9 protein-coding genes are annotated in these 17,075 nt (G+C 51.6%); all 9 read left to right on the top strand.

The window, feature by feature from the left end:
- Nucleotides 1–6 precede the first annotated feature (6 nt).
- The 9 genes from EI981_RS21850 to tkt all read left to right on the top strand — a co-directional run bounded on the left by EI981_RS21850 (nucleotide 7) and on the right by tkt (nucleotide 17,069).
- The gene (locus EI981_RS21850) at nucleotides 7–2,373 is read left to right on the top strand and encodes a DUF7408 domain-containing protein (protein ID WP_127001852.1); all 2,367 of its coding nucleotides are present in this window, start codon (nucleotides 7–9) and stop codon (nucleotides 2,371–2,373) included.
- Complete coding sequence (locus tag EI981_RS21845) at nucleotides 2,370–3,299, top strand: ABC transporter ATP-binding protein (RefSeq protein ID WP_127001850.1); 930 nt, start codon at nucleotides 2,370–2,372, stop codon at nucleotides 3,297–3,299. The genes EI981_RS21850 and EI981_RS21845 overlap by 4 nt, the downstream gene beginning before the upstream one ends.
- Nucleotides 3,296–4,246, top strand: a complete 951-nt coding sequence (locus EI981_RS21840; RefSeq protein WP_127001848.1) for an ABC transporter permease — start codon at nucleotides 3,296–3,298, stop codon at nucleotides 4,244–4,246. Before EI981_RS21845 ends, EI981_RS21840 begins: the two co-directional genes overlap by 4 nt.
- Nucleotides 4,247–4,482: 236 nt before the next feature.
- A complete protein-coding gene (locus EI981_RS21835) occupies nucleotides 4,483–6,237 on the top strand; it encodes an AAA family ATPase (RefSeq protein ID WP_162616243.1) in 1,755 nt (584 codons plus the stop codon).
- Nucleotides 6,238–6,261: 24 nt separating this feature from the next.
- On the top strand, nucleotides 6,262–7,251 hold the full coding sequence (locus EI981_RS21830) for an AAA family ATPase (protein ID WP_127001844.1): 990 nt from the start codon (nucleotides 6,262–6,264) through the stop codon (nucleotides 7,249–7,251).
- Nucleotides 7,248–8,264 carry a DUF58 domain-containing protein gene (locus EI981_RS21825; protein ID WP_127001842.1) on the top strand — a complete coding sequence of 339 codons (1,017 nt, stop codon included), beginning with the start codon at nucleotides 7,248–7,250 and terminating at the stop codon, nucleotides 8,262–8,264. Before EI981_RS21830 ends, EI981_RS21825 begins: the two co-directional genes overlap by 4 nt.
- Nucleotides 8,265–8,546: 282 nt before the next feature.
- Nucleotides 8,547–10,718 carry a vWA domain-containing protein gene (locus EI981_RS21820; protein ID WP_127001840.1) on the top strand — a complete coding sequence of 724 codons (2,172 nt, stop codon included), beginning with the start codon at nucleotides 8,547–8,549 and terminating at the stop codon, nucleotides 10,716–10,718.
- Nucleotides 10,702–13,614: a VWA domain-containing protein gene (locus EI981_RS21815; protein WP_127001838.1), complete on the top strand. Its 2,913-nt coding sequence runs from the start codon at nucleotides 10,702–10,704 to the stop codon at nucleotides 13,612–13,614. Before EI981_RS21820 ends, EI981_RS21815 begins: the two co-directional genes overlap by 17 nt.
- A 1,427-nt stretch (nucleotides 13,615–15,041) precedes the next feature.
- Nucleotides 15,042–17,069 (top strand): transketolase, encoded by a 2,028-nt coding sequence (gene tkt, locus EI981_RS21810; RefSeq protein ID WP_127001836.1) that lies wholly within the window; start codon nucleotides 15,042–15,044, stop codon nucleotides 17,067–17,069.
- The last annotated feature ends 6 nt before the right edge of the window (nucleotides 17,070–17,075 follow it).

Genomic DNA, 17,075 nt, shown 5'->3' with positions numbered 1-17,075 from the left:
AATCATTTGTATATTTCGGTGAAGCGTGGAATGTACGCGCTAATCATATGTCTGCTCGTCATTGCCGCTGTTGTCGGGGGGAGTACGCAGCCAGTTTATGCAGCAGGTCCGAGTATTAGCGTAGAGAGTGAAGTTGGCTATCACGGAAGCTATAAAATGAACAAATGGGCGCCTTTGACGATTACTTTAAAAAGTGATGAAGATATTAGCGGGGAAGTTGTCGTCCAGGTCGAGGTTCCCTATTCAGGCAGCAGCCAGTCTTATGTGAAGAAGGTTGATCTACCAGCAGGAACTGCCAAGCAGATCACTTTTGGCATTATAGGCAACACATTTAACAAGAATAACAGTTCTATTCGCTTCTATAAGGATTCGGCAGAATCAGGAAAAAATATAGCTTTTACCTCTGGACAAGCCTATCTGCAATCGAATCAGAGAAACGGAGCATTTATTGGGCAACTTGCTACCGATCCGGACAGCCTGAATTTCATGAAATTGTTGAACAATCAAAATAGCCCGATTAACGTTCTCGTATTAGCTTCGGAGCAAATATCTGAGGATGCAGCTATGCTGTCTTCTTTTGATGTTCTGTTTCTTAACAATTTTGCCTCCGATACGATGGAGGAAGGGAAGAAGCAGGCTATTTCAACCTGGGTGCATCAGGGCGGAACCCTTGTATTAGCGGGCGGGCCAAGCTATCCGAAGACGGTCAAAGGTCTAGAAGCTTTGTCGCCAGTTGAATATACAGGAACCAAGGAAGCCAGCTCACTGCCTGGGATGGAGAAGCTTGCGAACAAGGAGTTGAAGCTGGATCACGCAATTTCTATATCAACGGCGCAGTTGAAGGATGGAGCGGACAGTGTCGTTAACGTTCAGGACCAGCCGTTAATTGCTTCCTGGCCGCTGGGCAAAGGAAAGGTGATCTATGCCGCTTATGATCTGGCAGCTGAGCCAGTTCACAGCTGGAGCGGTCATGCTGATTTTTGGAATAGTCTGCTCCAGAGCAAAGTGTCCGGTTCAATTATGGATAGGAACAACGGTACCCAAGGAATGAAAATTAGTCTGGATAATTATCTGAACTATTTTCCATCGCTTGCTCTACCGCCTTTCTCTCTCTTCTTCTGGTTGTTGATCGGTTATGCTGTGCTCGTTGCCCCGGTGCTCTATTATGTACTTAAAAGATTTGATCGGCGCGAGTGGGCTTGGTTCCTGATTCCACTGATTGCTATTATTACTAGCATAAGCATCTATGTGACAGGTACTTCTGGGAAATCCTCTCTGCAGGCTCATACGCTGAATGTCGTGGAGCTGGATGGTCAAGGGCAAGGCACGCAATTGACAGCCTCGGCTTTGTTCGTTCCCCGCGGCGGGAATTACGAGTTTGAAATTCCAGGGGCAACTCACGTAACGAGTAAAAGAGAGGACGGTTATATTTCTGGAGGAGGAGAGGAAGGAATCAGCCGTCAAATGATCCGTGAACAGGATGGCAACACGTCAGTCCATCTCAAGGATATGACCCACCGCTCGATGGCAAAGCTGTGGATTGAGCAGCAGACAGGAAGCTTTGGCTCGCTGGAGATTGAGGTTGCACTGGATGCAAAAGGAGTCCCGCAAGGGACTGTAACCAACCGCTTGAATCGTAATCTTAGTGATGCGGCGTTAATTTTGGGCGGAAATATTTTCGTCTTAGGGGAGCTTGCAAAGGATCAAACGGTGCAGATTCCGGCGAATTATACCTCTAGCACATATGGCAGCTACAGTTCGATATTGTTCCCTTACCCTAGCGGTCCATCGGATGAGAAGAATAGAGAACGTGGCATGATGAACAGCTTATTTGAGCAGAACATCGGCTTAATGAGCAATATTTTGATCGCGTGGAGCAAGGATTCATTTGGCGGATATACCGTGAATGGGAAAAACCCCGCTGCAGACCAGCTTAACATGTGGGTGCAGCCTGTGACAGTGCAGTTCAAGCCATCCAAGGCGAATGAAATCGATGTGCCATATGGCTATATCCCTGCTCAAATCACAAGTGTATCCACGACGGGCTGGGGGACGGACTACGGCTCAGACAGAGTGAATATGGATAAGGGTGAAATGCAGTTCGAATTTGCTCTGCCGATGTCGGACAAGATCGATTACACTTCACTGAAGCTGCAGCAAAATGATCCTGGCCAGCGAACGAAGACAATGATCTGGAATTTCACTGAAGCCAAGTGGGAAGATCTGACTTGGAACAATGGAGAAGCACAAGTATCCGAGCCCGTCTCCAATTATGTACTGAACGGCGCAGTGGTTAGGATCGCTGTGAATGCTGATGAGTGGGCCAGCTTTGACATTCCGAAGATCTCGTTGAAAGGCCAGGTGAGCCCATGATCGAAATTAATAATTTGACGAAGGAATATGGAAGCTTCCATGCTTTGGAATCTGTCAATATAAATATTGATAAGGGGACTGTATTCGGTTTTGTTGGCCCTAACGGGGCTGGCAAGACGACCACGATGTCCATTCTGGCTACGCTGCTGCTCCCCACTTCAGGGACAGCCAAGGTAGGCGGCTATGACGTTGTCCAGCATCCGCATGAAGTACGTAAAAGAATTGGGTATATGCCAGATTTCTTCGGTGTATATGACCAGTTTAAAACGACAGAGTATCTGCATTTTTATGGTGCCAGTTATGGTATTCCGAGAGGGGAGCGGGATAAGCTCATTCCGCAGCTTCTGGAACTGGTGAATCTGAGCGATAAGAAGGATAGCTATGTGGACAGCTTGTCCCGGGGGATGAAGCAACGCCTCTGCCTGGCACGCTGTCTCGTGCATGATCCCGAGGTGCTGATTCTCGATGAACCGGCCTCTGGGCTTGATCCTCGGGCGCGCATCGAGATGCGGGAGATCATTAAGGAATTGAAGCTGATGGGCAAGACGATCATCATTTCTTCACATATTTTGCCGGAACTGGCGGAGATGGTCGATGAGATTGGTGTGATCGAGCATGGCAGGATGGTTGCCCAAGGGAAGGTCGCCGAGATCCAGAATCGCTTAAGAGTCAAAAGAGTTCTTCATATCCGCACGCTGGGTCAAGCGGACAATCTAGGCAGTTGGCTGCGGGATGAGGCTTATGTCAGTCAGGTGTTCGTTGATGCGACTGGTGTTCATATCCATTTCAATGGCGGTGATCTGGAGCAGTCCGAGCTGCTAGCCAGAATGGTCTCAGCCGGCTTCAAGCTTATCTCCTTCAATGAGGCGCAGACGAATCTTGAAGATGTATTCTTGGAGATTACGAAAGGGGGAAGCGGCGAATGAATTGGCGAAGCATATTGATTAATCCCGTGCTGGACAAAGAATTTCGGCTCAGAATGAGGACTCCTCGCTCGGCGATTTCATTGCTTGCTTATGTGCTGGTGATGGGGCTGATTGCGATGGGCATCATCTATGTGTCAACATCCGGCGGAATGGGCAGGTCAGGCAGCTTTGATCCTATGGTTAGCCGGATCATCTTCTATGCGCTGAGCTTCGCTCAGTTGATCATGATTGCGTTCATGACACCGGCGTTAACGGCAGGCGTAATTAGTGGAGAGCGTGAGAAGCAGACGCTTAGTATGCTGCTAACGACACAGCAGAGCTCAGCAACGATTATACTGAGCAAATTGCTGTCATCGCTCAGCTTCATGACCCTGTTAATTGTGGCGACTATGCCGGTATATTGCATTGTTTTCATATATGGTGGAGTATCGCCAAAGCAGCTTGTAGTTGTTTTTCTATTCTATTTGTTCATTATGCTGCTGCTAGGCTCCATCGGTATTTTCTTCTCTACCTTGTTCAAACGGACAATCATTGCAGTCATTGTGACCTACGGTGTTGGCTTAGTGATTTTTCTGGGTACCGGACTCATCTATCTGTTCGCCATGGCCATGACGCAAGTGAATTATAATTCTATAAACCCACCGGAGTTTTCCTGGATCGGTTATATTCTTGGATTAAATCCAGGTGGAGCGCTGATCAGTATTTTTGAACCCTCTTTCTCCAAGACAGCCTTCATTTCCCGCGGAGGTAATATGGGGACGAGTGCACCGATTGAGCTGTGGCTGGAATTTATAATCGTCTACAGCGTAGTTATCGTGTTGATGTTGTGGCTAGCCATCCGCTATATCCGTCCAGTTAGACGGCGCAGCAAGGACTTCGATATGATGGAACAAAACTTCCCGAGTGAAGATAGTGGCAATGAAGGGAAAATAGAGCCTCAACAATAGGAGAAGTCTTGAAGAGTATTGGATAAAAAAATAGCATTGTTCAGATTCATAATATTGCGTATTCAAAAAGTTCAAATTTCAGCACCGAGAAGGTTGGATGAAGCTAGGGCCTGAGGAGCGGAGCGTACGTAGTTTGTACGTGAGCACCGGAGGGCCCGGGTGAATTCAAGATTCGATGTCGAATCGACTTTCAATGTTCCTTCGTGATCAAAGGGGGACTTTTTGAATTACCTCAAATGGAGAGGGGGATTGGCTTGGAGACGATATACCACCAGCTGGAGATCGTACGCCAGCGCCTGAAATGGCTGCGCGCATTAGATCAAGCAAGGATGGGTCTATTGATCGGCATTGCCTGTGCCTTGGTCTGTCTCATTGCCGGGCGGCTGTGGCCGATTGAAGCGATATGGGCGTATGCTGCGGCCTGCCTGCTGCTTGTACCAATTGTAGGTGGACTCTGGGGCTGGTTTGCTCATGTACCCAACAAATTGTCTGCCAAGACGATGGATCGCTTGAACCAACGCGGTGAAGCCGAGGACTTAATGGTTACAGCACTAGCGTTTGCGGAATCAGATAGCCAGCTGGCTAGGCAGCAGCGATTGCAGGCCGAGGAATATGGCGCAGCGTTTATTTCCAGGCTGAAGAGCAATCTTCCTCTCACACGTAAACCAAAATGGTGGATATTTGTAGGGTTAGGGTTTGCCGTAGCTGCTGCGTTTATTATAATGCCGAATCCGATGAATGACGTGATCGATAAGCATAAACAGGAGCGGCAATGGGTCAAAGCGCAGGTGAAAGAGGCGGATCAAATGATCGAGCAGCTTGAGAGTAAGTCATTGGACCCATTGGTCAAGCAGGCCCTTGATGAAGAGTTGCAGACATTGCGGCAGTCACTGAAGGAGAGCCGTGCTGGGGAGCAGTCTCTTGAAGCACTTGAGAATACGATGAAGAAATTGCAGGAGATGTCTGATCGGCTCGAGCTTCAACAGCAGGAGAGAAGCATATGGTTAGATAAATGGAAGGCAAATCCATCTACAGGAGAGCTTGCTAACGGATTGCAGCAGAATGACCAAGAGCAAGCAGGGAAAGAGATGGACAAGCTAAAGTCAGATCTGCCTAAGCTGTCACCAGCGGAGCAGAAGAAGCTGGCGGACGAGTTGCGGGGGCTATCCGCGGAAGCACCGCAGCATGATGAGGAAGCGAAACGGCTGGCTGAAGCACTAAGCAAAGCGGCTGCGGCGCTAGGCGAGGGCAATGCGCAAGAGGTGGAGCTGGCGATGGAGCAATTAAAGCAGCTAGTTCAAGAGAATGCTGGGGCTGCTGCATCCCGTGCCCAGCAGCTTGCGGAGGCCTCCGAGCTAGCTTCGGCCTTGGCCCAGCAAGGACTCGGTCTGGCTCAGGATATGTCTGCCTCTGGGATGGCGGTCGCTGATAGCTGGAGTATGGGTGGCCTTGCTGAGCAGTTAGCTTCTGCAGGAACTGGCAGTGCTGGTGGAGAGACTGGTTCAGACGGTTCTGCTGGCAGTGATTCAGCTTCGGCTGGCTCCTCCGGTTCCCAATCGGGAAGTGGATCTGGCGGAACTGGCCCCGCTCAAGGGAATGGTTCCTCCGCAGGCAGTGGTTCAAGCGGTGCGGGGACTGGGAGCGGGAATGGCAATGGTGCAGGAAGCGGAAGCGGGACTGGCAGCGGTGGAAACGGAGCTGGTAGTGGAGGCTCTGGAGCAGGGCTAGGTAGTGGAGGTCGCAATCTGATCACCGTGCCCCGCGATTATAAAGGCAGTGGAAATGTTCAGAACGATGGAGGTCCGACTACAGGCGGTCAGGTGCAAAAAGGTGGGAAATCGCCCGTTTTTGACGGAACTAGCCGCCCATATGATGAGGTATATAGTGATTACGCCTCTGAGGCCAAGCGCTCGCTGGAGCGGAGTGAATTGCCGCAGAGCATGCAGGGACTTGTAGAGCGTTATTTCATGGAGATAGATCCGGGCAGTTAAATGAGTGAGAGGGAGGAATAAATCATGCCGGATACGAAGGAGCAGGCTACGGTCTGGAGAGAGACGATCTCTACTATAAGGGAGGAAATCGGCAAGGTGATTGTCGGTCAGGAGGAGGTCGTCGAACAACTGCTGTGGTGTATTTTTGCCGGGGGACATGCCCTGCTGGAGGGGATTCCTGGGCTTGGAAAGACGATGCTCGTCCGTACGATCGCGGATACGCTAGAATTGTCCTTCTCACGAATCCAATTTACGCCGGATTTAATGCCGAGCGATATTACCGGAACGAATGTCATTCGCTTCGGCCCGCAGGGGACGAATGAGATGGTGTTCCAGTCGGGGCCGGTGTTCAGCCAGATTGTGCTCGCGGATGAGATTAACCGGGCTACTCCAAAGACGCAGAGCGCCATGCTTGAGGCGATGCAGGAGCAGACGGTTACCGTCAGCGGAGAGACCCGGCGTCTGCCGCAGCCCTTCTTCGTGCTGGCAACGCAAAATCCGTTGGAGAACGAAGGGACGTATCCGTTGCCTGAGGCTCAGCTTGATCGCTTCATGTTGAAGATCAATGTCAATTATCCTACGCCGGATGAGTTGAAGCAGATTGTGCACAGAACGACAGCGGCGGAGCAGCCGCATGTGGTTCGTCAGGCGACCGCGGAGCAATTGCTGGAGATCCGGCAGGCCACCAAAGAAATTCTGTTAGCCGATGAAGTGCTGGACTATGGAATCTCTCTATTGATGATGACCCATCCCCAGGAAGCATCAGCTCCGGAGTCGGTCCGTAAATACGTTAGCTTCGGTTCGGGTCCACGCGGAATTCAGTCCATGGTCGCGATCGCTAAGGTAAGAGCGCTCTGCAAGGGACGCTGGCATGTCTCGACGGGAGATCTGGCTGCAGTTGCTGTTCCAACCCTGCGCCATCGCTTATTCTTGAATTTCGAAGGCCAGGCGATGGGCATATCGACCGATACACTGATTGAAGAGATTATCGCGAAGCTGGAGAGTTCACGATGACAGCCCCTTTACTACCTCCGGCTCTATTGCCGCGACTGGAAAGGCTGTCGCTGATGTCCGGTAGACGAGTCCGGGGGACAGCACAGGGCAAACGCCGTTCCGGCAGCTTCGGGGCGTCGCTGGAGTTCGCCGATTATAGGCAATATTCTCCCGGCGACGATATCCGCCGCTTCGATTGGAGCGTCTACTCCCGGACGGGACGTCCATTCGTAAGGCAATATTGGGATGAGCAGGAGCTTCCCATCAGCCTGTATCTAGACGTGTCCGCCTCAATGGATTACCGCGGAGCAGGAGGAGCTACGACATCTGGACAGGCTGCGGGATTGCATCGTGAAACGTCGACAGCTGAGGGTTCGACGAATGGGAGTTCGCTCGGCGGGATCGTCTCGCAAGAACGAGGCGTTAGTGGAGATTCGAAGCTGTACTATGCCAAGCAGTTGGCAGCCGCTGTCGGTTATATTGCCTTGGCTGGCTCAGACCGGGTGCAGGCCTATCTATTCAACTCCAAGGTGGAAGCCTCGCTTCCTCCGTTGCGCAGCAAGGCAGCAGCGGTGAAGTTGTTTTCATTTATACAGTCGGTGAATGCAGGCGGGGCGGGAAATATGGCTTCGGCGCTGGGCAGCGCGCAGTTCATGCCCCGGCAGCCAGGAATGGCCTGGATTTTCTCGGATCTATGGCTGGAGGGTGGACTTGAGGAGCTGAGGCAGAGCTTGGAAATGTTGCAGGCGGCAAGACAAGAGATCATACTGGTTCATATCCTTTCCAGAGAAGAACTTAATCCACGACTCAGCGGGGACCTGCGCCTGATCGATATTGAGCTAGGGACAGGCAAAGAAGTTGCTATCACCGGCAAGGTACTCGAGAAATATATGGCGGCCCTGGAGCGGTATACAGAAGGAATCTCCCGTTACTGCTATGAACGTGGAATCCGTTATGTCATGGCCCCATGCGACGAGCCTTTGGAGACGGGAATTTTTGAAACGCTGCGCAAGACGGGGGCTATTGGGGTCTAGGAGTGTTCGTTTGCTGTGGAGCGGAAATACATGCAAAAATACATCTTTTTTGCGGTGAGATCCCCTTGAAGAGAAAAATACCTGCAAAAGTGCAGCTTTTCTTTACGATTTGACCTGATTCTCGGAAAACGAGGACAAAAGCTTGCAGTTTTGCCTCTTTTTCTTAAAAAGAGTGGATTTGGCGGATGAAAAGATGCAGATTTGCAGTTTTTTTAATCCGTCAAGTTAGCTTTGTGGGTGAAAAAAGCGGACTTGTTGAACTACCTTAAGGAGGGGAGAAGCATGGGGATAGCGCTGTGGTCCGGCCTATGGTTCGGTTTGGCCATTCCGGTCATTCTGCTCATGTATCTGTTCAAGCGAAAATACATAGATACGACGGTATCGAGCCACCTGCTATGGAATCATGTTCTCCGCAACATTGAGGCGAACCGTCCTTGGCAGAAGCTGCAGAACCGTCTGCTGCTGTGGCTGCAGTTGCTTGCGGCTGCACTGCTCGTATTTGCGCTTATGGCACCATATTTATGGGTCCAGGGCGGCAGTAAACATACGATAGTGATTATTGATGCCTCGGCGAGCATGAGTACGATCTGGGACGAGCATGCGGAGCAGGGGGCCGATCGGGCCGGCGATACGGGTGCCGAGAGTGGTAAGCTTGGTCGGGAAGCAGGGAGTCCGGGCACGCAGACCGGGAGTGAACTCGTTCAACAGCAAGCTGGAAAGACCATGACGACCGGCTTGGCTGGAAAAGACGTAAGGCAGATCGGAACGATTAGCCGAATGGAGCGGCTAAAAGGTGAGCTAAGCGAGTTTACCGCTTCTCTGAGCAAGAAGAGCGAGTTGACGCTGCTTAAATTAGGCAGTAAGCCGGAGGTGCTTCTGTCGCGGGAGAGTGATCGCGGCAAATGGAAGCAAGCGATATCGGCGTTAGCTGTGGACTATGGGGTATCCGCGTATCGTGAGACGCTGTCCCTGGCTGCGGCCATGACGAAGGATGATCCGGAGGCGCAGGTCGTTATTTTTACCGATGGGCGTTGGATGGAGCGGTCTGACGATATTCTATTCGATGTTCCTGTCAGTATTATGACGATTGGAGATGCGAAGTCCGGTAATGCTGCCATTGAACAGTTCGGGGTACGAAGTAAGGAGACTTCAGGGACGGTAGATGGGGTTGGCATCGTTCGCAATGATGGAAGCGATGACCTTGAGGCCAAATTGGATCTATACGGGGACGACAGGCTATTGGCTTCACGACAAGTTGTGATTAGCGCGGGACAAGCTGTCACGGAATCATTTGCCGAGCTACCTGCGGCGCAGGTTTATCGGCTTGCGCTGAGTCCAGGAGATCCTTATCTATTGGATAATGAGGCCTATGCATTTCAGGAACAGCATGCCGCTCCTAATGTGCTGTTAGTCTCTCGTGGCAATCTATTCCTGGAAAAAGCGCTGCAGCTCGCCGGAGCGAGCGTAATCCGTATGACTCCTGCTGAAGAGGACGGAGATGGAGCGGTGACAGAGCCCAAGCTTCCGGAGCAAACGCCGGATATCATTGTTGCTGATGGCATTATGCCGAATTACATGCAGCAAGGAGCTTGGGCGGAACTGGTATCCCGTACTCCGCTTTGGACCATCGGAGGAACGGGCGACAAGCTCCAATTATCAAGCGGAGAACTGAAATTAGAGGATCATCCTCTGACCCGTTATTTTTCGTTAAAGGATTCACCAACAGGCTTCCTTCATCAAGCGCAGGTACCTGAATGGGCCAAGACAATTATGAAAATCGACGGATTGCCGGCGATCTATGCAGGAAGCGAAGCTGGTACGGCTAGACTCGGATTTCTGTTTGCACTTGAGGATAGTGATCTACCTTTGCGTCCCGAATTTCCGATACTGGTGCATAATGCGGTGGAGTGGCTGCAATCTGGAAGGGCGACTGGCCTTGGTAGGGCTATGGTTGAAGCTAAGGTCGCCATTCCAGTGAGTGCCGATGCCAAGCAGGGGGGATGGACTCCGGTCAGCGGGTATGCGCTGTTAAGCAAAGCTGCTGATATTCTAGCAGAAGTACAGGACGGAAGCATATTGGCTGAGCAGACAGCACCGGCGATTCCTGGGTTGTGGCGGTTCATGCAGCGAGATGTGGATGGGAATGAGTTGGCCAGTTACTATTTACAGACGACGGCCAGTCCGCTGGAATCGTCCACTCAAATAGTGTGGCCATTGCAGCCGGCTGCTGCAGCGCAGGGCGGCGAGCAGATGGAACAGTCTGGAACTGAAGTAGCTGACGGTGCAGGGAATAGCACAGCAGTACAGGAAAGCGAGTCCGGGCAGACAGCTAGGGCGGGAGAAGGGCACGGAGATTTTTCGAGCAGGCACTCGCTTGCTTTCCTGATCGCGCTGCTCGCTTTTATCGTTATTTTTGCCGAATGGGGGGTGTATCAGCGTGGGCGTTCAATTTGAGCATCCCTTGTTCTTATTGTTATTAATCGCGGTTGCTGTCTTTGCTGTTTATGCCTTCCGCAGTGACTTCCGCTTAAGCGGAGCGAGGAGAAAGTGGGCGATCGGCCTCAGAATCACGATAGCGATACTGCTTGTCCTAGTGATGTCAGGCTTCCATACATTCAGAATGGTGTACGACAAGGAAATGGTGTTTGTCGTCGACCGTTCGGCAAGTATGCCGGAGGGTGAGCCAGCATTGGGGTGGATGAATGAAGCGGTTCAGGACAAAAATCCCCGTGACAACCTGGGCATCGTCGGGTCGGGGCTTGATGCCGTCGTGGAGAAGAGTCTTGATACTTCCTGGTCGGCAAATCCTGGCTCGAAAGCGGCGATAAACCCGCAATTTACAAATCTCGAAAAGGGGCTTCAATTAGCAGGCAGCTTGTTCAGTGGGCATGGGGGCGGACGGATCGTTCTCATTTCAGATGGGGAAGAGAATGTAGGCGATGTACACTCCGCTGCTCTGTTGTTGCGGGAACGTGGAGTTACGCTTGATGTACTGCCGAGTGAGCGTAAGCCGGTTCAGGATGTGGCGATAGAGTCCCTCAAGATGCCGGACAAGCTGTATCAGGCTGAGTCGTTCAGCTTCGAGGTTACAGTGCAGAGCACTTTTGCCGGAGAAGGGGAGCTGAGGCTCTATGAAGATAATGAGGAGATTGGCCGTACTAAGCTGACGCTGGAGCGCGGAGAGAACCGTGTGGCTTTGCAGGGCCTGGCTCGAAAAACCGGGATGCATCGCTATCGGGCCGAGGTGTTCGCCTCTGGTGACGAGCAGGCGGCGAACAATGTGTCCTACGCTTTTACGAGAGTAACAGGGAGCCCTAAGGTGCTGATCGTAGAAGGAGAAGCGAGTACGAGCACCAATTTGGAAAATTCGCTGAAATCCAGCTTGATCAACTATGAGGTCACTGCCCCCGGGATGCTGCCGCTGGAGCTAGCGAAGTATGCTGGATATGACAGTATAATTTTCAATAATGTATCCGGTGAGCAGGTTGGTGGCAAGCAGATGGAGCTGATTGAACAAGCGGTACGTTCTTACGGCATCGGATTCGTGATGATCGGCGGAGAAGACAGTTTTGGAATGGGCGGTTATTTTAAGACGCCGATTGAGAAGCTGCTGCCAGTATCGATGGAGCTGGAGGGCAAGCGGGAGGTTCCATCGCTCGGTCTGATTCTGGTGATTGACCGTTCCGGAAGCATGGAAGGAGATAAGCTCAAGCTGGCCAAGGAATCGGCGATGCGCACGGTTGAGCTGCTCAGGGCGAAGGATACCGTGGGCGTAGTGGCATTTGATGATCATCCCTGGTGGGTAGTTGAGCCACAGGTTCTCAGCGATAAAGAATATGTTCTGTCTCAGATCAATAGCATTCCGAGCGCTGGTGGTACGGATATTTATCCTGCGGTTGCTGATGCGACGAAGAAGATGCTTGATGTCGAGGCACAGCGTAAGCATATTATTCTTCTAACAGACGGCCAATCGGCAGGTAGTTCCGGTTACAACGATCTGCTGAACACGATGCTAGAGGAGAAAATTACGATGTCCACCGTGGCTGTCGGCGAAGACGCGGATGTGCGGCTGCTGGAGTCGCTGGCAGAGGGGGCCAAGGGGCGCTACTATTATGTTCAGGATGCAACGACACTGCCGGCCATCTTTAGCCGTGAGGCAGCGATGATATCCAGAACGTATGTGGTGAACAAACCGTTCGTTCCTGCGTTAGTACAGCCTGGTGATTGGCAGTCTTTGTTCGCTGACGGGCTTCCGCAGATTTATGGTTATGTGGCCGCTACACCAAAAATAACAGCGCAGACGGTTCTGTCCAGCCCTGAACCTGATCCATTGCTAGCGCGCTGGCAGTACGGTTCAGGGCGTACTGTAGCCTGGACTAGCGATATGACCGGCAAATGGTCGCGAGATTGGGTAGGTTGGTCGAGGTTTGCCGAGATTTTTGCGGAGATGGTGAAGTGGACGTTACCGCAGTTCACGGCTTCGGATTATGCTGTGCAGACAACGGTTGAAGGCAATGAGGTCCGTTTCGAAGTTCATGCAGACGACGAAGCTCTGCCTGGGAAGCTCGATGCAGTAATCAGTTCGGAAACCGTACCGGAACAGCGGGTGCCGCTCCTTCAGACTTCTCCAGGGATTTACACAGGCTCGTTAGAGGTGAGCGATCCGGGTTCTTTTCTAGTGCAGCTACAGGGGGAAGAGGACGGGGACGGGCTCCGGCCAAACTATGGTTCAGGGAGCGGCTTCGTTGTCCCGTATTCTCCCGAATATTCGCTTGCATCAGGGAACCCGCCGGACAAGCTCGCCGCTCTGGCCGAGTTGTCCGGCGGGCGGGTGCTGAGCTGGGATAAGCCTGGCGAAGCGCTGAACTATCGTGCGGCGGGCTACGCCGAGCCGCATGATTGGGAGCGCCCGCTGCTGATTGCGGCGCTCCTGCTCTGGCTGGCCGACATCGCCGTGCGGCGGATGTCGCTGCCCTGGGGCCGCATCGCGGAGCGCCTGCGGCCATGGAGGCGCCGCACTGGAACGAGTGCGGCTGCGGCACAGTCCGGCCCGCCTGCGGCGGTGCCGGATGCCGGGCTTGCCCGGCTGGCGGCGCGCAAGTCGCGCGCAGCCGCCTTTTATGGCGCGGACGGCGGCGATCGCCAGGATCGCCCCGCCGCCGCGCCCGCGGCCCCGCCCCAAGCGAAGCGGGGCGGGCAAGAGCCCGCGCGCCCGGCGCCGCGGGCGGAGGTCCCGGCCTCTCCTCCGCAGGAGGAGGCCGGGAGGCCGCAGGCTGGCGCAGGCGAAGCCGCGCCAGCGGGGGACGCGCTTGGCCGGCTGCTTGCAGCCAAGCAGCGCGGCAAGCGCTAGCGCTGCGGCGAGTATACAGTCGTAGCAGGCAACAGAAGGGGCCGTCTCAATAGTCGATGTTCCGACTTGGAGAGGCCCCTTTTTGCGTTTGACTTGCGTTTGGACTAATCACTCGGACATTATTGACCGTTAGCGTTGATTGTTTGTTACTCTGCCCCTGTAACGGACAAGGATGTCCATTACAAGGAGAATATGTTGCGGAAACCCGCAATTTTGCTTCTAATGGTCAAAAGTGTCCGTTGGAAGAGCGAAGTTGTCCTCTTTCTTGCTCTAACGGTCATTCTTGACCGCTTGATAAGTCCGATCACAATAGTTTCAGATGTCTGCGCCCCCATTTGCTGAAATTCTTATGCTAGGGGTCAATCCTGACCGTTTTTTCTCGTGCGCTTTGCGAGCTCCACTGGTTCTGGTATCACAAAAATGCCTATTTCAGTTTCTGTAATCCTACGGTTTGCCTTTTTTGAACACCCTTTGCGTTCCTTCATAGGACACTAACACAACGTTAGCTTCATACCGCCGAGATTACCATTACCCTTAGATACCGTTGCACATCATTCGTAACCATTAAACTATCGCATGGACAACCTTGCAGGATTAATTGAACCAATCTTTAGTCACCGTAAGTACATAAAGCCTCTGAAAAAGAAGTTGCGAGGGATTATTGCTGCAAAAATAGGAGCAAATAGAGATCCTGGTCCCTACTGTTCAGAGTCTACTAAGAAACAGCAAGACAATACGAAAGTAATGTTGGGTAAGAAGTACTGGGTACAATTTGTATTGTCTGACCAAGTCCGCTAACGAAACTGTGGAACGTTATATTGCTTAAAATGGGGGCAATATAACTCTAACGAAACATCATATCGCTATTGGAGCAAAAATCAACGGTTTGGCCTTATTTCTGATCGAATAGCGATACCCAGTTTCGTTAAAATTAGCAGGGACGCTTTTTGCCTAAAATAACGATTGGCAGTTTCGTTAGCTACTGAATGCCGAAGCAGTTTCATTGAGCAGAGAGGGATATCCACTATTTCAAGATGAAGTATATATCGCCAACCAGATCGATACAAACATCCGGGAACTCGAGGAAGCGTTGACCCGTGTCGTTGTGTTGCAGTTACCCCTCGTATTGATACGGATGCTATTTTTCTTTGAAGTGACATGATTAGTGGGAGCTTGCTTAATAATAGCTGAGTACATACGAAGCAAAGTTTGATTTGTGCACGGGAAGTTTTGCAAAACACAGGTTTTTGTACTTGTGCAATTTGCGTAATTCCTAGGACAAGGAATGGCAATAATGGTATGGAAAAGGTGTGCTGGAAGTGATATAATGAATAAAGTCAAAATGATTTTTTCAAATTGAATGTTTTGTGAGAAAAGGTACATCCAACTGTCAGTTATATCTCTTCATTAACTAAGGAGGAAACAAAATGCCAGTGTCAGACAACAACAATACGATTGAAAATCTGTCAATTACGACGATCCGTACGCTTGCGATCGATTCGATCGAAAAAGCAAAATCCGGTCATCCGGGGATGCCAATGGGCTCCGCGCCAATGGGGTATCAATTGTTCGCGAAGACGATGAATCATAACCCGGAGAACCCGACTTGGGTGAACCGCGACCGCTTTGTGCTGTCCGCAGGTCACGGCTCCATGCTGCTTTATAGCTTGCTTCATTTGAGTGGATACGATCTTTCACTTGAGGATCTTAAGCAATTCCGTCAATGGGGAAGTAAGACGCCTGGTCACCCGGAATGGGGACATACAGCTGGTGTTGATGCTACAACTGGTCCGCTTGGTCAAGGGATCTCGATGGCTGTCGGCATGGCAATGGCTGAGACTCAATTGGCTGGAACCTACAACAAGGATGACTTCAAAGTTATCGATCACTATACTTACGGCATCTGCGGCGATGGAGACTTAATGGAAGGCGTAGCTAGTGAGGCTGCTTCCCTGGCAGGTCATTTGAAGCTGGGCAAACTGATCTTCCTGTACGATTCCAACGATATTTCGCTGGACGGCAAATTGAACCTTAGCTTCTCTGAGAATGTAAGACAGCGCTTTGAAGCTTATGGCTGGCAGACGCTGCTCGTTAAAGACGGCAACGATCTTGATGCGCTGGCGGCAGCTATCGAAGAAGCAAAGGCAGATACCGAGCGTCCTACCCTGATCGAAGTGAAGACGGTCATCGGCTACGGCAGCCCGAACAAGCAAGGTAAAGGCGGCCACGGCGGTACACATGGTTCCCCGCTTGGTACTGAAGAAGCAAAACTGACTAAGGAATTCTATAAATGGGTATATGAAGAGGACTTCTATGTTCCTGAAGAGGTGCGCGAGCATTTCGCTAAAGTGAAGGAGCACGGAATTGAAGTTAATAAAGCATGGGATGCAGCTTTTGCTAAATACAAGGCGCAATATCCTGAATTGGCGGCCCAATTTGAAAAGGCTGTAGCTGGAGACTTGCCTGAGGACTGGGATGCTGACCTTCCTAAATATAGTGCTGAGGACAAAGCGATTTCTACACGTGTTGCTTCCGGTAAAGCCCTGAATGGACTTGTAAATCGTGTACCGCAACTGCTTGGCGGTTCTGCTGACCTTGAGAGCTCGACGATGACTCACTTGGACGGCATTGATATGTATACACCGGACACTCGTGCCGGGCGCAATTTGTATTTCGGCGTACGCGAGTTCGGTATGGCAGCAGCGATGAACGGAATTATGCTGCATAGCGGATTGAAAGTATTTGGCGGTACTTTCTTCGTATTTACGGATTATCTCCGTCCAGCTGTGCGTCTAGCAGCCTTGATGAAATTGCCAGTAACATACGTACTGACTCATGACAGTATCGCGGTTGGGGAAGACGGACCAACGCATGAACCGATTGAACAACTGGCTTCCTTGCGTATCATTCCAGGTCTAACTGTGATCCGTCCGGCTGACGGTAATGAGACCTCCGCTGCTTGGGCATACGCTTTGGAGAACAAAGAAAACCCTGTGGCACTTGTCCTGACTCGTCAGAACCTGCCTATTCTGGAGAAGAGTGCTGAGCTTGCTCGTGAAGGCATCAAACGCGGTGGTTATGTCGTATCCGATGCGAAGGACGGCAAACCAGTAGCACAAATTATCGCGACAGGATCGGAAGTACAGCTGGCTGTGAAAGCTCAAGCCGCACTTGCGGAAGAAGGCATTCATGTACGTGTCATCAGCTTGCCAAGCTGGGATCTGTTCGATAAGCAAGACAAGGCTTATAAAGACTCGGTTATCCTGCCTGATGTCAAGGCTCGCGTCGCTGTGGAAATGGCGCATCCATTCGGTTGGGAACGTTATGTAGGCGAGCAAGGCTCGATCATCGGCATTGATACCTTTGGTGCATCTGCGCCTGGCGACAAGGTTATGGCTGAGTATGGCTACACGGTAGAGAACGTAGTGAAGCATGTGAAGGAACAATTGAAATAAAGAGCA

Origin of the sequence: Paenibacillus lutimineralis, assembly GCF_003991425.1 — a bacterium.
Taxonomy (GTDB): Bacteria; Bacillota; Bacilli; order Paenibacillales; family Paenibacillaceae; genus Fontibacillus; species Fontibacillus lutimineralis.
The sequence above is the reverse complement of the archived record's forward strand: the minus strand, read 5'-3'. Positions and strand labels throughout refer to the sequence as shown.